Raw genomic sequence first — 19,032 nt, 5'->3', positions numbered from 1 at the left:
GAAAACGTTTGTGACCCAACAGGACCCCCTTTTACCTTTGTTGGTGGTGGAAGATGACGCCGCTATACGTGAGTTATTAGAAGAAGAACTGCAGGATGCAGGCTACACAACGCTCGGCGTACCTAGCGCCGAAGAGGCGATCGCGTTACTAAGCCACACCACCGTCTCTCTGGTAATTACCGATGTGCGACTGCCGGGTATGACTGGCATTCAGCTACTCCAGCAGCTCCGCCAAGCAGGCAGTGAGCTGGGCATTATTGTGATTACCGCTTTCGGTACCATCGATCAGGCGGTTGAGGCACTTAAGCTAGGGGCTGACGACTTTTTAACCAAGCCGTTAGATCTTGATGCCATCCGCGATGCCGTATTTCGTGTGCTGGAACGCCAACGCCTGGCGGTTTTCCACGACACGGATATCAGCCATTTTCACGGCATTGTGGGTAAAAGCCAGGTCATGCAGACACTGTTTCATGACGCCTCTCGCCTTGCCAAAAGCGATGCCCCCATTTTGATCTTAGGGGAAAGCGGCACCGGCAAAGAACTACTCGCCCGCGCCATTCACCAGGAAAGCCCTCGCAATGACCAGCCCTTTGTGCCGATTAACTGTGCGAGTATTCCCGCAGATTTGATGGAGAGTGAGTTCTTTGGCCATGTAAAAGGCGCCTTTACCGGGGCTAATGACGCGCGCAAAGGACTCTTTCAAAGCGCTCAGGGCGGCAGCCTGTTTTTAGATGAGATTGGTGAAATGCCCATCAATCTGCAGGCTAAACTACTGCGGGCCTTGCAGGAGAGAACCGTTCGCCCGGTGGGCGGCGAGCGCGAAGAACCAGTAGATGTGCGCATCATCGCTGCGACTCACCGCAACCTAGAGAAGGAAATTGAGCAGGAGAATTTCCGCAGCGACTTGTTCTACCGTTTGGAAACGTTCTCGCTGCGTATTCCCCCGCTGCGCGAGCGCGGTACCGATATCGAGCACCTTGTTTTTGCACTTATCGACAAGCACTCCGAAGCCCAGGGCAAACAGATTGAGCAAATCGAGCCTGAAGCGCTCAACAACCTGCTCAACTATGCCTACCCCGGTAACGTTCGCGAACTGGAAAACGCCATTATGCGGGCAGTTACCCTGAGCGAAGATGGCTCGCTTAGCCATAAAGATCTGCCCGAACGGCTGCGCGAACAATCAACGGTGGAAAGCGGCACCCCACTGGTGCCTGCCGTCAGCGGCGAAGTGCTGGCAGGAAGCCAGGTACCCTCGCCAACGCCAATCCGCTGGCCTAGCCTAGAAGAAGTTGAAAAGCGCTATATTAACAAGGTATTGGAAGCAACGGGTGGCAACAAGCGACGCACCGCAGAAGTGCTGGGAATTGCTCGTCGGACGCTCTATCGTCGCCTGGAAGATAGTGAAGAGTAACTACTGATAAAGCGGGATGCGCTAGCTAGAAAGCAGACAAAAAAACCCCCGCGGGCGCGGGGGTGGAAAGGATGGCAAATCGTGTGGAGCAGCCGCAGGGAACAAACAGCTGAGGCGATTTACCATCGTAGGGAGCGGTACACTTGCTTAAAACTGGCTCAATACGAGTAACTGATTAATAAACAGTTGCTAATGACTAGTTGCTGGTCGAATTTTCATCCTCTTCCTCAGCGCCAGGCATAGGTTCGGTTCCTTCACCAAAGCCAGGCTCTTCGTCAGGGTTCATAGTGCCCTCTGCGGGCTCGTCCATGGTGTCATCTGGCATGGACTCTTCTGACATGGGCTCTTCAGATTGCGTCATGCTATTTTCTCCTGCAGGCTCCTCACTTAAGCCTGGATCCTGCTCCATCGCTGGCTCTTCACTCATACCCGGTTCCGGCTGAGTGGTGGCATCTTGCTCTAATGGCGAAGGCTCTTCAGCAGGTGGCGCTGTCTCTTCGTTATCGCCGCAACCAGCTAACACAATTACACTTGCCGCTGTCGCCATCATGCACAGCGTTAACCAGCGTGGGCGATTGGAAATTTGCTTGCTCTCAATGTGGTCGTGTTGCTTATCCATAATACCCACCTCCATTACTTACGCTGCTTGTTTCCAAACATTTGTTTCCAAACATTTCACTGGACAATTGACAGTCAGCTTTTCGTACTCATATACAAATTATTCATAACGCTCTTACTAAACTATATTCACTTTACGTGCCAAAAATATAAAAAATAACATAAACATCTAATAATCAATATCTTATAAAATATCAGCGATGCCATTATGCACTTATAGGCAGCCCGCGCGAGTGGGTAAAAAATGACACATGTAGCGTTAATTGCCCCGTTGAGCGAGCCGTTGTGACACACAGGCCCTACCTATGTATAATAATTTTTAATAAATTATCCGACTCAAGCTCTTATTTCTTTATGAATGGCGTAATAACGACACACGCCCATTCAGCTCAACAAAAAGGCATCGCCGATGGACGAGACACGACCCGTCAAAATTAAAGTGCGCGGATTAAGCAAAGTCTTTGGTAAGCACCCACAAAAAGCCATTGAGCTACGTAATCAGGGAATGAAGCGCCCCGAAATTTTGGAGAAATCCGGCCAGACACTGGGGCTATCCAATATTTCGTTTGATGTCTATGAAGGCGAACTGCTGGTCATCATGGGACTCTCGGGGTCAGGTAAATCGACCTTGATCCGCTGCCTTAACCGTCTAATTGAGACCACCGAAGGTGAGATCATTATCGACGGAGAAAACATCCCGACGCTAAAAGAGAAAGCGTTGCTGGAGTGCCGTCGCCGCCACTTCTCTATGGTATTTCAAAATTTCGCGCTATTTCCCCACCGCACTGTGCAGCAAAATGCCGAGTTCGGTTTGGAAATTCGCGGCGTAGAGAAAACAGAGCGCCATAAAATTGCCCATGATTCTCTGAAGCAAGTGGGCCTGGAGGGCTGGGAAGACGCCTACCCGAATCAGCTTTCCGGCGGTATGCAGCAGCGCGTTGGCCTAGCCCGTGCTCTGGCAAACGATGCCACCGTGCTGTTAATGGATGAAGCCTTCTCAGCGCTTGACCCGCTAATTCGCAAAGACATGCAGCAAGAGCTTTTGCAGTTGCAATCCAAAATGCAAAAAACCACGGTCTTCATCACCCACGATTTGGATGAGGCGCTCAACATTGGCGACCGTATCGTGCTGCTGAAGGATGGCGAAGTGGTACAGATCGGCACGCCGGAAGAGATTCTGACCAAGCCTGCGGATGACTACGTGCGTCGCTTTATCGAAGGCGTTGATCGGGCACGCATCTTGACCGCCGAGAGCGCCATGCGACCACTGCGCTCCACCGCTCGGGAAAGTGATGGCCCACGCACGTCGCTACACCGCATGCGCGACCACGCTATTGACTCTATTTATGTGGTTGATCGCGACCGCCGCCTGATCGGGCTACTCGAGGCCGATGCTGCCAGCCGGGCCACTGAAGAGGGTGCCGATTCGATTATTCCCTACTTAACCCAGGATTTCCGCAAAGTCCCCATGGATGAGCCACTGCATAACCTGTTTGCCATGTTTAGTGAAAAGAGTTTCCCTATCGCCGTTATTGATAAGCAAGAGCAGCTGCTAGGCGTGGTGGTTAAAGGCGCGGTACTCGACGAACTGGCACGAGCAGGAGAGCAATAATGGATATCCCACGCATCCCGCTAGGTGATTGGATTGAAGGCGGCCTAACTTGGTTGACCAGCGAATACTCTTTGGTTACCCGCGGCATCTCTCGTTTCACTCAAACCGGTATCGATGTTTTAAATGACAGCTTGATGTGGTTACCCGAGTGGGCGCTGCTTGGCTTGATCGCCCTGCTCTGCTGGAAGCTGGCGGGCACTCGCTTAGCCATAGGCGCTGCTGCGGGCTTAGCACTGATCTGGAACCTGGGTCTCTGGAACCCGATGATTGAAACGCTCACACTGGTAGTGTTCGCTACCATGGTGGCAGTCGTCATCGCGTTACCTGTGGGTATTGCCGCGGCGCTGTCTAATCGGCTCTACCGGGTCATTATGCCAATTCTCGACTTTATGCAGACCATGCCAGCGTTCGTCTATTTGATCCCGGCCATTCCATTTTTCGGTATTGGCTCGGTGTCGGCAATTTTCGCCACGGTGATCTTCTCGATGCCCCCGGCCATTCGTTTTACTACCCTGGGGATTCGTCAAGTACCGGTGGAGCTGATTGAAGCCGCCGATGCCTACGGCGCTACCCGTGGTCAAAAGTTATTCAAAGTACAACTACCGCTGTCACTGCCCACAGTAATGGCGGGTATCAACCAAACGATAATGCTCGCGCTCTCCATGGTAGTCATCGCCGCCATGATTGGTGCAGATGGTTTGGGCAGCGAAGTATGGCGCGCAATTCAACGCTTGCGCCCTGGCGACGGCTTTGAAGCAGGCATCGCAGTAGTCATACTGGCCATGCTGCTTGACCGCCTGACGCAATCGCTTAGAAAAACCCGGCAATAGCGAAAACACACGATAGCGCAAAACGGCAGAAGCGGCTGCGTTGAGCCATTTGCTTGCTAAGTCGCCTTTTGCTCACCATGCTGTGTTTTGCAGCAACCGTGCTCGTTAAGCATCATGCATGTTAATAACCAGTACACTTATATTTTAATACTCAAGGGAGAAAGTGAATGAAACATCGCACATTGAACCTCCGTATCCGTCTTGCTTCGCTGGCACTGCTAGCAGGTGCTGGTGTGGCCGTCAGCAGCGCGGCGCAGGCCGAAGAAGAGAAAGGCACGGTTAACCTGGCCTACGTAGAGTGGTCTTCCGAAGTCGCTTCAACTAACGTGGTTGCTGCAGTACTTGAGCAAGCGGGCTATGAGGTCGACCTAACCTCACTCTCTGCGGCGGCTATGTTCCAAGCGCTCTCCACTGGCGATGCGGATGCCATCGTCGCTGCTTGGCTGCCGACCACTCACGCCGATTACATGGAACGCCTGGGCGAGAGTATTGAAGACCTTGGCCCCAACCTGGACGGCACCAAGCTAGGCCTTGTGGTTCCAGAGTATACCGACGTCGACTCGATTGCAGACCTTAACGATAACGCCGACAGCTTTAACGGCGAGATCATCGGTATTGACCCCGGTGCAGGCCTAATGGCGCTCTCCGAAGAGGTCGTGGATACCTATGACCTTGAGCTGGATCTGCGTAGTGGCAGCGGTGCCACCATGACGGCGGCACTGTCGAGTGCAATTAATAACGAGGAAGATGTCGTTGTTACTGGCTGGACGCCCCACTGGATGTTTGCCCGCTTTGATCTCAAATATCTAGAAGACCCTGAAAACGTCTATGGCGGTGCAGAACAGATTCACACCGCGGTTCGCCAAGGCCTGGAAGATGACATGCCAGAAGCTTATGCCATTCTCGACGCTTTCGAGTGGACGCCTGAGCAGATGGGTGAAGTCATGCTGATGAACCAGGAAGATGGCAGCGACCCCTATGAGAACGCGAAGCAGTGGGTCGAAGATAACCAAGATGTAGTAGCAGAATGGCTCGATAGCTAAACGAGCCAAAGCAGTGACGATAGCAGGGGGCTTCGGCCCTCTGTTGTCGTTGTAAGTACTGTTATTAAGTACTGTTATTAAGTACTGTGTTAAGCGCCACAGTTCACACTACGTTGAATACCGTGTTAACAAATTTGGTATTGTGAGCGCCTAAACGCGTGCCATGCAATGTGGGTTGATGACCACATTTTGGTTTCTTTTCAACCTTTTTGATCGACACTTCTTGATCGAAATAGAGAGGCTCCTGTGGATAACCACGACGATAAACGCCCCCCTGAAGAGCCGGTCTCTGAGGGCATACCCGCCCCAGAGGGTGCGGCCAATCTAATTGATACCGATTACGTTATCGGTCAAGACAACATCACCACTAGCACCATGGGTCTCAATCTTGACCTCCACGGCAAGGTATTCAGTATATCAGCCGTTGTCGTGCTGCTGTTTGTGGTGCTGACGCTCGCGCTGCAAGACACTATTGCGCCTATTTATGATGCCATCTTCAGTTTTTTAACCGGCAATCTGGCGTGGTTCTTTATCTTAGCGGCGAATATCTTCGTCATTTTATGTGTTGGCCTGATCTTTTCCCCGTTAGGTAAAATACGTATCGGTGGTGCCGAAGCCAAACCTGACTTTACCTATATCGGCTGGTTCTCAATGCTGTTTGCTGCAGGCATGGGCATTGGCTTGATGTTCTTCGGCGTTAATGAGCCATTGACCCACTTCGGCACTTCGTTTGACGGAGGCAGTTGGGCGCCGCTAGCGGGTGCAGAAGGTAATGCTGCCGGTGCGGAAGCGTTGGCCATGGCGGCAACCATCTTTCATTGGGGCCTACACCCCTGGGCAATTTATGCCGTTGTGGCGCTTTCGCTGGCGCTTTTCTCGTTCAATAAGGGCCTACCGCTCTCCATGCGTTCCGTTTTCTACCCGATCCTGGGTGAGCGCGTTTGGGGTTGGCCAGGCCATGTGATTGATATTCTGGCGGTGTTTGCCACACTTTTCGGTTTGGCTACCTCACTCGGCCTAGGGGCTACCCAGGCTGCAGCGGGCCTCACCTACTTGTTTGACGCGCCGGAAAGCGATATCACCATGATCCTGTTGATCATCGGTATTACGGTTATTGCCATCGGCTCGATTCTTGCGGGCGTCGATAAAGGTGTTCAGCTACTCTCCAAAATCAACATCGCCATGGCAGCAGCCCTACTGTTCTTTGTGATTGCAGTTGGCCCTACCTTGCTGATTGCCACCGGCTTCTTTGAGAACCTGTGGAACTATGCGGTGCACCTACCTGCGCTGTCGAACCCCTTTGGCCGTGAAGATGCCAACTTCAGTCAGGGCTGGACAGCCTTCTACTGGGCGTGGTGGATCTCCTGGTCACCGTACGTTGGTATGTTTATCGCCCGGGTATCCCGTGGCCGTACCGTACGCGAATTTCTGATATCCGTTATGCTGGTGCCCTTTTTCGTATCAGTTCTATGGATGACCACTTTCGGCGGCACAGCCATTGATCAATACGTAAGCCAGGGCATTGAAGCCGTGCGTGATGCTGGGGTGGATCTGCAGCTCTTCGTCATGCTGGAGCAATTACCGCTGTCACAGATCACCTCGTTCATCGCGATTGTGCTGGTGATTATCTTCTTTGTGACCTCTTCTGACTCCGGCTCACTGGTAATCGACTCGATTACGGCGGGCGGCAAGGTCGATGCGCCGAAACCACAGCGCGTGTTCTGGGCGATCATCGAAGGCGCGATTGCCATTGCACTGCTGCTAGGCGGTGGCCTGACTGCGCTACAAACCATGGCGGTTTCTACCGGCTTCCCGTTCACCATCATATTGCTAGTGGCCTGCTATGCCATTATCAAAGGCTTGATGAGCGAACCTAAAGCCGTCTAGCGCTGCTTTATTAAGCCGGCCATAGTTTTAAAGCTAGCTAGCAGTAAACGGGCAACATTGGTTGCCCGTTTTTTTTGCTATTTTGCTAGACAGGTATCAACACCAAATATCTTTCAATGGCGTCTCGGGTCGATAGTGGGTGGCAATTTGCGCCTGCAACAGCTCTGCGGTGGCCAATGCATCCACCAAGGCATGATGTCCTTGATAAATGGGTAGGCCATAGCGTTCGCGGCTTGCATGCAGGCGGATGGAAACCGGTGGACGGCCCAGCCAGCGGCGAAACCGTGCCCAAAGGGTCTGGCGGTGCAGCCGCGCTTCCAGCGACATGGTGTCAATCATCGGAAACAGTACCCCTTCCCCACGTCGGGCATTGACAGCCGCATCCAAAAAGGGTCGTTCGATATTACGAAAATGTACCACCACTAGGCGACCTGCTAGCTGGGCCAACAGTTCGTCCAGTATCTCGTCTAAGTCCGGTGCCTGGGCGATCTCTGAATGGGTAATATGGTGGTAGGTAATTGAGGCTTCTGCTAGCGGTCGCGAAGGGTTCACCACCCAGTAGCGCCGCTCAGCCAATTTGATACGATTTAACGTGAAGGGCACGAGGCCAATACTGACAATCGCATGGCGCCGCTCATCTAGCCCCGTGGTCTCCATATCCAGCGCTACCATGGGCACCTCGGAAATCGGGGTGTCGGGGTCAGGCAACGGCGTACCAAAAAATTGCTGAATGGCAGAATTACCCGTCTCTTGCGCTCGCTGGGCCATATACCCGTTCCAGTCAGCCTGGGTAACCTTTTGACGTGGGCGTATACCGTACATCTTATCGCCCCTGCCGCTTAGCGGGCATCGGGTAGCGGAACTTGAGGAATTTTTGCGCGTTGCTAAGCACCTGGAAAGCGTCTTTCAGGGTGTGGCGTTCGCTGTCCGCCACGTTTTCGGGCTCGATATTGTTATCCGGCAGGCGATCCTCTTGCAGATCGATCATTTGATGGCGAATCCGTGACATGCATAAAAACTCAAACGCATAACTTAGCTTGTCGCTCATGCCGGTCGCCAATAGTTGAGTCTTACTGATGTCATTCAAGCGCTGAAAGGAGTTCTGCGCTTTGGAACCGCAGGCCAAAGCGTGAATACGCACCAAATCCACCATCGGCGCCGTTCCCCGGCGCTTCAGGTTGATCGAGTTGTTGTGCTTGCCATCTTGCTCCATCACAAAGGTACGGAAAAACCCCAGCGGTGGCGTACGGTTTAAGGCATTGCGCGCCATGGCGGCTAAAAACAGCGGTGATTTTGGCGCTGTCTCGGCAATCAAATCTTGCAGCGTTTCCACATAGAGGTCTTCACCGTAGCAACTATCCAGGTCAAAGAAAATCGAGCTGTGCAGCAGCCGTTCAGGCGTGGGATTGGCCATCCAATCCTGAAAATACCCCTTCCAAACGCTGAGCGGCTGGCGCCACTGAACGTTGGTTGCCATAACGTCACCTTTGCAGTAGGTGTAACCGCAGGCATCTAAGCCATCGCTGACAATTTTTGCCAGGGCGTAAAAGTAGTCGTCATGCTCTTCAGGATTAAACTTGTCGGAAAGGATTAGCGCATTATCCTGGTCAGTGACGATGCTCTGCTCATTGCGGGCCATCGAGCCATTCACCATAAAACAGTAAGGCACCGGCGGTGGGCCAAGTTCCGCTTCAGCCATTTCCAGCAATCGCTGCGTAAAGCTGCGCCCAATGGTAGAGAGTGCGCTGCCAACCATCTGTGAGTTGGCGTCCTCTTGCACCATACGCACAAACGCCGCGCGCACATCCGGGGCTAAACGTGCCAGCCCTTCGGCGCTGGACTGATTAAAAATATTGCTGACCAAATAGAGGCCGCTATGGGTCTCGTAGCGAATAATATCGGAGAGATGCACTACACCTACAGGGCGCTGACGATAGAGCACAGGCAGGTGATGCACGTTACTGCGCAACATCGTCAGCATAGCTTCATAAACAGAGGCGTCAGACTGAATAGTAATCAACCGGGAGGAGATCACCTCACCTACTGGAGTTTGTGGCGATAACCCTTCGGCAACTACGCGGGTACGAAAATCACTATCGGTTAAAATTCCGCACATCTGCCAGGTTTGCCCTTCGCTATCTTTAAAACTATAGCGAGGATTGTCGCTACCCTCTTTTAACACTAGCAGCGCCGAGGCTTGGGCTTCGCTCATTTGCTGGGCGGCGAGCTGAACGCTGGTAGACGTTTCCACCATTACTGGATAGCGGGTTAGCAGCTTGCGTATCCTTGTCACCATCATGTCGTTGGACTTCTTCTGCTGTTCAGCAGCGCTCTCAAGCCGCGGTCGCTCCAACTCAACAAAATCGGCAAAATGGTCATCCTCCTCGCACAATCGCAGGAAGACCGCCTTGGGAATAAAATAGATCAGGGTATCTTCGATCGCCTGGGCTGGAAAGCGCACTTTATGGTTACGTAAGAGGCTGAAGTGACCAAAAATATCGCCTTCGCCCAGGCGGTTATACAGCTCGCCCTGACTACGATAAACCTCCACGGCGCCACTGCGGATATAGCAAAGATCATTGAGCATCTCGTTAAGCGTTAATATGCTGCTACCTGTTTTGAAGTAGCTCACTTCCACCTGCTCAGCAATGGCATCAAGGAGGTCATCCGACAGCCCATCAAAAGGGGGAAATCGTCCCATATGTTGGCGTATTTCTAACAGTTCGACATCCATACGGACTCCTTGGTGTTGCCGGTCAATAGGCTGGATAATCAACGCATAATCTAAAGTGTGGCGGGAAGGCTAAGTTAGGTAAACCCCACTCAGGATAATAAAACTACTCGTAGGCCAATCGGCTCACAAAAAAAGCCCGGTGCAGTTATGCACCGGGCTTTGGTGGCCGAAACCATACTAATATTAACGTTGCTAAATGAGGGTTGCTATATTAGCCAGACCAAATTAGCAAAAACACATCAGCCACTTTTAGCAATATGACTTACGACTGGTTAGCCATTTCCTGCACACGCTGCATCATTTCCGGGTCTTGCTGAATGGATTGACCAATGGCGTTGAAGGTATCAACATCTAGGCCGCTATCTTCAACCACTTCGATCATGCGGTCGTTAGCTTCAGTGCGCACTTCCTGTTGTGCTGATTCATCTTCCGCTTCCTGCAGACGCTGGGTATATTCCTGAGAAATAACCGCGATTTCTTGAGAAGCATCGGCAAACTGCTGGAGCTGATCGTCAGAAAAATCCTGGGCAGGCGCTTGCTGGGTTGCCATTGGATCCTGCGCAGCGCCTTGCTCTTGCTGGGCGTGGGCAGTAGCCGTCATCAGGCCGGTCGCGAGCAGGGCAGCGGAGAACAGAGCAGTCATACGTTGCATAGAAGAAACCTCAATATTGCGTTGTGTATGTGCCCACTGTGACGCGCGCTGCTCAAGCAGGTTCAATTTATTATGTAAAAGTTAGTAACAAAAAGAACAAAACGTATCTAAAAACCAAATTATACACGCCACCACGGAAATAACATGCCTAGCATATTCAATAAGTTACGTACCAACGACCTGCCTTCAGCAGGGCTTGCCGCCATGCCAGCACTTTTTGTTCTACTTTGGAGCACTGGCTTTATTGGTGCGAAGTTCGGCCTGCCTTACGCAGAACCTTTTACGTTTCTGTTTATTCGCTTTTTACTCACGCTACTGCTACTGATTCCGCTGGTCGTAGTGATGCGGATTCCATGGCCTTCATCACCCAGGTTATGGACACATATCGCGATATCAGGTTTTCTAGTCCATGGTGCTTACTTAGGTGGCGTCTTCTATGGCATTTACCTAGGCATGCCCGCCGGTTTAGCGGCCTTACTGGTGGGACTGCAGCCGCTTCTGACCGCCGCCTTCGCTGGCCCACTGCTGGGTGAGCAGCTCTCTTGGCGCCAATGGACAGGTCTAGCGCTGGGCCTGATTGGCATTAGTTTAGTCCTCGGCAGTAAGCTTGAGCTGGGTGAGTCGCTGTTTGACGGCTTCGGGATTAGTGCTCTGCTGTGTGTCACCGCCGCGTTAATGGGGATTTCGCTGGGTACGCTCTATCAGAAAAGATACTGCACCAGCATGCCGCTGCTTTCAGGGGCGGTGATTCAATACTTAGCAGCGGGTGCCCTACTGGGCGTTGGTGCCCTGCTTTTTGAGTCCCGCCAAGTGGAATGGAGCAGCACCTTTGTGCTGACCCTGGGCTGGTTGGTGTTGATTCTCTCAATTGCCGCTATTCTGTTACTCATGGCCTTGATTAAAAAGGGGGAAGCCTCGCGGGTTGCGAGTCTTTTTTATCTTGTGCCACCGGTCACGGCGCTTCAGGCGTGGTGGCTCTTCGACGAACACCTTCCCTTGTTAGGGCTTGTGGGGATGTTGGTGGCCATCACTGGGGTAGTGATGGTTATACGGAAATCCGGCCCTAAGGCTATTAGACGATGACCCGATTTTTATAATGATCGATAATTTTATTCCAGGGCTTGGATAAACATGTCAGCACAACACCACTGTGCCAGGGTGAACGAACACTGTAACCGTTGCGATTCTCCGGTACCTTTTGCATTTACGATGGCGTTTCAACCGATCGTCAATGTCAGTCAGCGACAAGTTATTTATTATGAGGCATTAGTACGCGGCCCCAACGGTGAGTCCGCTTTTTCAATACTGGAACAGGTAACCGATGAGTTGATGTACCGATTTGACCAGGCGTGCCGAATCAAAGCGATTGAGCTAGCCAGCGAAATGGGCATGCGGGAGCGGCTCTCTATCAACTTTTTACCCAATGCAGTTTATGAGCCGCAAGCATGCATTCAAGCCACCTTGGAAACAGCGCACCGTGTTGGCTGGCCCCCCAAGCAGCTCAATTTCGAAATTACCGAAACCGAGCGAGTCAATGACCGCATGCATATGCGTTCGATTATTGAGAGCTACCGTGAGATGGGCTTTACCACTTCGCTGGATGACTTTGGGAACGGTTATGCCAATCTCGATCTATTGACCGACCTGCGGCCCGATACGCTGAAAATTGACCGCGACCTGGTGATGGGTTGCGATAGCGACAAGCGCCGCCAAGCCATACTGCGTAGCCTGGTGGCACTAGCAAAAACCCTGGGAACTCAGCTAATTGCTGAAGGTGTTGAAACCCGCGAGGAGTCACGCTGCCTGCTGGCCTTGGGCATTCCCATGCAGCAGGGCTATTACTTCTCCTACCCCAATCTGGAAGCACTGGCGGAAATTGACGACGCTAAATACGACTAGCGTGGCTAAAAAATAGCTATAGATGTTGCAAATAATCAGCCCCACCTAAGTTACGCATCTGCTGGCGAATCCACTGGCTTCGCCGCTCAACCTGGGCATCGGGCCGTGCGGCGCTGCGCGTCAGGGGGCTGGGTAAGATAGCCGCGAGAAGACTTGCCTGACGCTCAGTTAACGAAGTTGAAGAGACGCCAAAATAGTGCTGAGCAGCGGCTTCTAGTCCAAATACACCACGATCCCATTCTGCAACGTTGAGATAGACCTCTAAAATACGCTGCTTGCTCCAGAGTATCTCGATCAGTAGCGTAAACCATGCTTCAAGCCCCTTCCGCGTCCAGCTGCGACCTGTCCACAGAAAAACGTTTTTAGCCGTTTGTTGACTCAAGGTGCTTGCACCACGCAGTCGTCCACCGTCTTGGCTGGCCTGCAATGCGCGGCGCAATTCGACCAGATCAAACCCGCGGTGATGCGGAAAGCGTTGATCCTCCGCGGCAATCACTGCCAGTTTGGCATTCACCGAGAGCGAGTCCCAGCCTCGCCACTCGCGCTGTATACGAATCGGATCGCTATGGATCCAGCTCTGTATCTTGCGCTCGACCATCACCATCGACCCCGGCGGTGGAACGACCCGAAACAGCAAGACCAGCGCGACCGACAGCAGCACAAACGCTAAAACGCCGCGCCAAACAATCCGCCATAGCAGACGCATAAAACGGCGCAGCGAGCGATTGAGCATCCAGTTATCCTTAACGCTTCATGAGATGATCTGCATGATAGCGCAGATGATCCTCAATGAACGAGGCAATGAAGAAGTAACTGTGATCGTAGCCCGGCTGGCGGCGCAGCGTTAACGGATGATCGTGCTCTTCGCAAACGGCTTCTAAACGCTCAGGCTTAAGCTGCTCCTCCAGGAATTGATCTGCTTCGCCCTGGTCGATAAACAGGCGCTGGCGTGATGCCCCGTTGGCCACCAGCTCACAGGCATCGTACTGACGCCAGCGGGACTGATCGTCACCCAAGTAGGCGTTAAACGCCTGCTGCCCCCAAGCGCAGTTCATCGGGTTAACCACCGGTGAGAAGGCCGACACAGAGCGGAAACGACCTGGATGACGTAGCGCCAAGATCAATGCCCCATGCCCACCCATCGAGTGCCCGCTAATAGATTCGCGTCCATTGACCGGGAAGTGCTGACGCACCACGGAAGGCAGCTCCTCAATCACATAGTCGTACATGCGATAGTGGGGCTTCCAGGGTGACTCGGTGGCATTGACGTAAAATCCGGCCCCTGAACCTAAATCAAAGCTTTCATGCTCACCGGGCAAATCGGTACCCCGTGGGCTGGTATCAGGGCAAACAATCGCCACGCCTAGCTCAGCGGCAATACGGTGAGCACCCGCTTTTTGCATGAAATTTTCGTCATTACAGGTCAGCCCCGAGAGCCACCACAGCAGCGGTACGCGCTCGTTTTCCGCCTGGGGTGGCAAGTAAACGGCGAAGATCATGTCGCAGTCCAGCGCACGGGAATAGTGGCGGTAGCGCTTATGCCAGCCACCGAAACTACGGTTGGCAGACACCAGTTCTAGAGTTTCACTCATGCTCATGGGCAGGTTCCTTTAAATGCAGCAAACGCGGTAGGTCTACCCTACCGCGTTTTAGCGTTTCAAACGTGCTTTCTATACTACTTACTAATGCTGGGCCTAGTAATGCAGCACGGTACGAATGCTCTTTCCCGCGTGCAGTAACTCAAACGCTTCGTTGATCTTTTCGAACGGCATATCGTGGGTAATGAAATCGTCGATATTGATTTCGCCGTTCATATAACGATCAACGTAGCCCGGCAGCTCGCTGCGTCCTTTTACGCCACCAAAGGCGGAGCCTTTCCAGACCCGCCCAGTGACTAATTGAAATGGCCGTGTGGAGATCTCTTCACCGGCTCCAGCGACACCAATGATAATCGATTCACCCCAGCCCTTGTGGCAGCACTCCAGCGCCGAGCGCATCACATTGACGTTGCCGATACACTCAAAGGAGTAGTCAACGCCTCCATCGGTCAAATCGACAATGACCTGCTGGATTGGATCTGAGTACTCTTTGGGGTTCACAAAATCAGTGGCGCCAAATTGCTTGGCCAGCTCAAATTTATCGGCGTTGACGTCGATAGCAATAATACGCCCCACCTTGGCCATTACCGCGCCTTGAATGACGGCCAAACCGATTGCTCCGAGACCAAACACCGCCACCGTAGCGCCCGGCTCTACTTTTGCGGTATTCAGCACTGCACCGATGCCGGTAGTCACACCGCAGCCCAGTAGGCAGATTTTATCCATGGGCGCTTCCTTAGAAACCACTGCCAGAGAGACTTCAGGCAACACGGTGTACTCGCTGAACGTGGAGGTGCCCATATAGTGATGAAGCATCTTCCCATCGAGTGAGAAACGTGAGGTACCGTCGGGCATGACCCCTTTACCTTGGGTAGCACGCACACTGCCACACAGGTTGGTTTTACCCGACAGACAGAATTTACACTTGCCGCACTCGGCGGTGTAAAGCGGGATGACATGGTCGCCCGGCTTAAGGCTGGTAACGCCCTCGCCGACTTCCTGAACAACGCCAGCACCTTCATGGCCCAGCACCGCTGGGAAGTTACCTTCGGGATCAGCACCGGAGAGCGTATAAGCATCGGTATGGCAAACGCTTGTCGCAGCCATCTTAACCAACACTTCCCCCGCCTTCGGGCCTTCAACATCGATCTCAACCAGTTCAAGCGGCTTACCCGCTTCCAGGGCTACAGCTGCGCGTGATTTCATATTGACTCCTAAATGTTCATTACTTCAACAACAGAAACTAAGCCGTTACTCGTCAACTGTGACTGGGCCAAATTCAATCGGCAGCCAGCGATAGCCTTCTTCATCTTTTACGATATGACCAATGCCAGGAAATGGCATATGGGCACCGGCTACCCAGTGCTTATCTTCAACCGCGCTTTCGAGCACGCTCTGCCGCGTACGGACGGCTTGCTCGGGGTCAGAGTCAAACTCGATGGCGACAGTGGGGTCAGCAAATTGAACGCCGTAGCTGTGTACTACGTCCCCCCATACCAGCATGGCGTCATCATCGCTGTTGAGCATAAAGCTTGAGTGCCCAGCGGTGTGGCCATGGGTATCTTGGGCAACAATGCCCATCAAAACTTCATCACCAGCCGTGAAGGGGTTGAAACGATCAGCTTCCTGATAAGGCGCTACCGAATCCTGGGCCATGGTAAAAAAGGGTTGGGCAGATTCGGGGGCCGCTGCTGCACGCTCCTCATCCAGCCAAAAATCGGCATCAGCTTGGCTGGCACGCAGTTCAGCATTGGGATAAACCGCTTCGCCCTCCTCATTGGCCAAACCACACACGTGGTCAGGATGCAGGTGAGTCATCAACACCGTGTCGACATCCTCCGGCGAGTAGCCAGAAGCGCGCAGGTTACTCTCCACCTGACCTAATGAGGGGCCAAAGCAGGCAGCCGAGCCGGCATCGACCAGCACAAGGTTCTCGCCAGTGTGAATAAGAAAGGCATTAACCGCAGTTTGCATGCCACTCTCTGCATCGATAAATAGCGCATCCAAGTGGCGGAGAATCTCTTCTTGCTCCATGCCTTTTAACAAGGAGGTATCAATAGCCGTATGGCCATCGTACAGCGCGGTTACCTCATATTCCCCAACCATCATGCGAAACCAGCCTGGCGCCTGCTCCTGCTGCTGGGTGGGTAGCTCTGCCTGAGCACTAACTGCCCAGCCAGCGCTCACGGCCACTGCTAGCGCCCCGCGAGACCACTGAGATAAAGATATAGACATAAGCAAAAGGCTCCATTCATAGGCTAGCGATGCTGGCAGTGTAGGCCAGCTAGGCGCTCTTGATAAACCGGGATACACTCATAAGATTATTGCCATACAGCAACAATCGCTATCAACCCAGGGAGTTAGCATGCAGCACTGGAGCCGTATCGAAGCCTTTGTTGAGGTGGTGCGTTTAGGCACGTTCTCTGCTGCGGCCCGCCACCTAAAGGTATCGACCTCGCATATTAGCCGTTTGGTCAGTCAACTCGAAAACCAGCTGGGCGTACAATTGCTCTATCGTACCACCCGCCAGATCCGCTTAACCGATGCGGGCACTACCTACGTGGAACACTGCCGCCATCTATTTGATGGGCTGCGCGATGCAGAGCAGGCGCTTAGCGAACTTCAGGCTACCCCCAATGGGCTGCTTAAGCTCACCTCAGCCACTACCTTCGGCGAGCGCTTTATCGCACCGCTGGTTAATGACTTTCAGTGTTTGCATCCGCAGTTGGATGTCCACATGCACTTCACTAACCGACCGGTGGAGCTAATTGAAGAGGGCTACGATATTGCCATACGGATGGGGGTATTAAAGGATTCCAGCCTGATCGCCAGACGGTTATGCGACCGCCGCGAGTATATCGTCGGCTCACAGGGCTATTTTCGCCAAGCGCCACGTCCACACACCTTGGCGGAACTTAGCCAGCACCGCTGCTTGATTGGATCACGGCCCAACTGGCTGTTTGAAGTCAACGGACAACGACGCGAGGCACGTGTCGAGGGATGCTGGACGGGCAACTCTGGACCGGCGCTGCTAGACGCAGCACGCAAGGGGCTTGGCCTAGCACAACTGCCCGACTATTATGTAGCGCCCTACTTGGCTAGCGGTGAGCTGGTGGCCGTGCTTGAGCCTTTTCAGCACCACGATACCGCTGTCTGGGCGGTATACCCTCGCCACCGTCACCTGTCACCCAAAATCCGCCAGTTGGTCGACTACCTAGTCGCCAATATTGACAGCTTACTGCCTCCCAATCCGCTGGCCTAGCACTTGATGGCTAGCACTCGATGGCATTGACAGCGAGCCCGCCCTTGGAGGTCTCTTTATACTTATCCTGCATGTCACGGCCAGTATCGCGCATGGTACGGATCACTTTATCCAGCGATATAAAGTGCTCGCCATCGCCGTGCAGCGCCATTCTTGCAGCGTTTATAGCTTTGACGGAGGCGATCGCATTGCGCTCGATGCAGGGCACTTGGACAAGCCCGCCGACCGGGTCGCAGGTCAAACCGAGGTTATGTTCCAAGCCGATCTCAGCGGCATTTTCCACCTGCCCAGGTGAGCCGCCTAGCACTTCGGCAAGCCCTGCGGCCGCCATAGCGCAAGCGGAGCCCACTTCACCCTGACAGCCTACTTCGGCACCGGAAATGGAGGCGTTCTTTTTACATAAAATGCCTACTGCTGCGGCGGTAAGCAGAAAATCCACCACATCAGCTTCGCTAGCGTCGGGTTCAAACTTCAAGTAATACGCTAATACGGCGGGCACGATGCCCGCTGCGCCGTTGGTCGGCGCAGTGACCATCCGCCGCCCGGCGGCGTTCTCTTCATTCACTGCCAACGCAAACACGTTAACCCAATCCATTACGGTAAAACTCGACACAATCAAACGCTGATTTTCCGGTGGATGAAGCAACTGCTGGTGGAGCAACTGCGCACGGCGGCGTACATTTAATCCACCGGGCAAATGGCCTGTCGCGCGTAGGCCATTCTCAATGCTATCGCTCATGGCATGCCAAATGGCCAGCAGCTCTTCACGAATGGCCGATTCGCTACGCCAGGCCTTCTCGTTTTCTAACATGAGCTGGCTAATACGCAGTTGATGCTGCTGACATAGTGCGAGCAGTTCGGCCGCCGTATTGAAGGGGTAAGTCAGTTCAGTAGCATCTTCACCAACCTCGCCTTGATCTGCCTTCGCTTGATCGACATAAAAACCGCCGCCGAGGGAGTAAAACGTATTGGTCGCCACCAGTACGTCATCGCAATAGGCACTCAGCACCATGGCATTGGGATGAAACGGCAGACACGTCTCATCCCACTCGACATCATTACGGGCTTCAAAGGCGATTGATTGGCCATTGGCAAGTACCAGCGACTCACCCTCTTCAAGGTATTTTAACCGCGCGGCAATCGTGTCCGGATCGATACTTTCAGGCGCTTCGCCCATTAGCCCCATGATCACCGCCTGGTCAGTACCGTGCCCCACCCCGGTGGCGGCAAGCGAACCATGCAGCCTCACCATCAACCGGGTAACGCGGGTATCGCCAAGCGCCAGGGCGAAATCACGGGCTGCGCGCATCGGACCCACCGTATGGGAGCTCGAGGGCCCAATGCCAATTCGGAAAAGATCAAACACACTAATAGCCATGCCTATTACGCCTCACAACGCTGTTATTACATGCCTATTAGACACTTTGCAGCGTCGAAGACCAAACGTCGAGCGATTAACCGCAATATCGACGTGCGCGCACATAAG

General features: G+C 53.3%; 17 protein-coding genes. 8 read left to right on the top strand and 9 right to left on the bottom strand.

Annotation, left to right across the window (positions count from 1 at the left end; all coding sequences use genetic code 11):
• Positions 1–10: 10 nt before the first annotated feature.
• Positions 11–1,411: a sigma-54-dependent transcriptional regulator gene (locus tag HZU72_RS08420; RefSeq protein ID WP_180091381.1), complete on the top strand. Its 1,401-nt coding sequence runs from the start codon at positions 11–13 to the stop codon at positions 1,409–1,411.
• Between the two features lie 196 nt (positions 1,412–1,607).
• Here HZU72_RS08420 and HZU72_RS08415 read toward each other — a convergent pair whose 3' ends face one another.
• Positions 1,608–2,030: a hypothetical protein gene (locus tag HZU72_RS08415; protein ID WP_235976035.1), complete on the bottom strand. Its 423-nt coding sequence runs from the start codon at positions 2,028–2,030 to the stop codon at positions 1,608–1,610.
• A gap of 408 nt (positions 2,031–2,438) precedes the next feature.
• Between HZU72_RS08415 and HZU72_RS08410 the strand changes: the two genes are divergently transcribed.
• The 4 genes from HZU72_RS08410 (at position 2,439) to HZU72_RS08395 (ending at position 7,401) form a co-directional block, all read left to right on the top strand.
• Complete coding sequence (locus HZU72_RS08410) at positions 2,439–3,641, top strand: quaternary amine ABC transporter ATP-binding protein (RefSeq protein WP_180091379.1); 1,203 nt, start codon at positions 2,439–2,441, stop codon at positions 3,639–3,641.
• Complete coding sequence (locus HZU72_RS08405; protein ID WP_180091378.1) at positions 3,641–4,471, top strand: ABC transporter permease; 831 nt, start codon at positions 3,641–3,643, stop codon at positions 4,469–4,471. The genes HZU72_RS08410 and HZU72_RS08405 overlap by 1 nt, the downstream gene beginning before the upstream one ends.
• Before the next feature lie 167 nt (positions 4,472–4,638).
• A complete protein-coding gene (locus HZU72_RS08400; protein WP_180091377.1) occupies positions 4,639–5,514 on the top strand; it encodes a glycine betaine ABC transporter substrate-binding protein in 876 nt (291 codons plus the stop codon).
• A 246-nt stretch (positions 5,515–5,760) separates the two neighbouring features.
• Positions 5,761–7,401, top strand: coding sequence for a BCCT family transporter (locus HZU72_RS08395; RefSeq protein WP_180091376.1), 1,641 nt, complete (start codon positions 5,761–5,763; stop codon positions 7,399–7,401).
• Positions 7,402–7,497: 96 nt separating this feature from the next.
• Here HZU72_RS08395 and HZU72_RS08390 read toward each other — a convergent pair whose 3' ends face one another.
• The 3 genes from HZU72_RS08390 to HZU72_RS08380 all read right to left on the bottom strand — a co-directional run bounded on the left by HZU72_RS08390 (position 7,498) and on the right by HZU72_RS08380 (position 10,787).
• Complete coding sequence (locus HZU72_RS08390) at positions 7,498–8,223, bottom strand: 3'-5' exonuclease (RefSeq protein ID WP_180091375.1); 726 nt, start codon at positions 8,221–8,223, stop codon at positions 7,498–7,500.
• A gap of 1 nt (position 8,224) precedes the next feature.
• Positions 8,225–10,135, bottom strand: a complete 1,911-nt coding sequence (locus HZU72_RS08385) for a DUF294 nucleotidyltransferase-like domain-containing protein (RefSeq protein ID WP_180091374.1) — start codon at positions 10,133–10,135, stop codon at positions 8,225–8,227.
• 262 nt (positions 10,136–10,397) lie between these two features.
• Positions 10,398–10,787, bottom strand: a complete 390-nt coding sequence (locus HZU72_RS08380; RefSeq protein WP_180091373.1) for a DUF4168 domain-containing protein — start codon at positions 10,785–10,787, stop codon at positions 10,398–10,400.
• A 144-nt stretch (positions 10,788–10,931) separates the two neighbouring features.
• Between HZU72_RS08380 and HZU72_RS08375 the strand changes: the two genes are divergently transcribed.
• Positions 10,932–11,870: a DMT family transporter gene (locus HZU72_RS08375; protein ID WP_180091372.1), complete on the top strand. Its 939-nt coding sequence runs from the start codon at positions 10,932–10,934 to the stop codon at positions 11,868–11,870.
• Between the two features lie 48 nt (positions 11,871–11,918).
• Complete coding sequence (locus HZU72_RS08370) at positions 11,919–12,686, top strand: EAL domain-containing protein (protein WP_443089490.1); 768 nt, start codon at positions 11,919–11,921, stop codon at positions 12,684–12,686.
• A gap of 16 nt (positions 12,687–12,702) precedes the next feature.
• On the opposite strand, the gene mtgA is transcribed toward HZU72_RS08370, so the two are convergent.
• The 4 genes from mtgA to HZU72_RS08350 all read right to left on the bottom strand — a co-directional run bounded on the left by mtgA (position 12,703) and on the right by HZU72_RS08350 (position 16,519).
• Positions 12,703–13,419: a monofunctional biosynthetic peptidoglycan transglycosylase gene (gene mtgA, locus HZU72_RS08365; protein ID WP_180091371.1), complete on the bottom strand. Its 717-nt coding sequence runs from the start codon at positions 13,417–13,419 to the stop codon at positions 12,703–12,705.
• Positions 13,420–13,429: 10 nt separating this feature from the next.
• A complete protein-coding gene (gene fghA, locus HZU72_RS08360; RefSeq protein WP_180091370.1) occupies positions 13,430–14,284 on the bottom strand; it encodes an S-formylglutathione hydrolase in 855 nt (284 codons plus the stop codon).
• A 96-nt stretch (positions 14,285–14,380) separates the two neighbouring features.
• Positions 14,381–15,490 (bottom strand): S-(hydroxymethyl)glutathione dehydrogenase/class III alcohol dehydrogenase, encoded by a 1,110-nt coding sequence (locus HZU72_RS08355; RefSeq protein ID WP_180091369.1) that lies wholly within the window; start codon positions 15,488–15,490, stop codon positions 14,381–14,383.
• Between the two features lie 45 nt (positions 15,491–15,535).
• Complete coding sequence (locus HZU72_RS08350) at positions 15,536–16,519, bottom strand: MBL fold metallo-hydrolase (RefSeq protein WP_180091368.1); 984 nt, start codon at positions 16,517–16,519, stop codon at positions 15,536–15,538.
• A 130-nt stretch (positions 16,520–16,649) separates the two neighbouring features.
• Between HZU72_RS08350 and HZU72_RS08345 the strand changes: the two genes are divergently transcribed.
• The gene (locus HZU72_RS08345; RefSeq protein ID WP_180091367.1) at positions 16,650–17,546 is read left to right on the top strand and encodes a LysR family transcriptional regulator; all 897 of its coding nucleotides are present in this window, start codon (positions 16,650–16,652) and stop codon (positions 17,544–17,546) included.
• A gap of 10 nt (positions 17,547–17,556) precedes the next feature.
• Here HZU72_RS08345 and HZU72_RS08340 read toward each other — a convergent pair whose 3' ends face one another.
• Positions 17,557–18,924 (bottom strand): L-serine ammonia-lyase, encoded by a 1,368-nt coding sequence (locus HZU72_RS08340; protein WP_180091366.1) that lies wholly within the window; start codon positions 18,922–18,924, stop codon positions 17,557–17,559.
• Positions 18,925–19,032: the final 108 nt, after the last annotated feature.

The organism is Vreelandella sedimenti, assembly GCF_013416325.1.
GTDB classification, from domain to species: Bacteria; Pseudomonadota; Gammaproteobacteria; order Pseudomonadales; family Halomonadaceae; genus Vreelandella; species Vreelandella sedimenti.
The sequence above is the reverse complement of the archived record's forward strand: the minus strand, read 5'-3'. Positions and strand labels throughout refer to the sequence as shown.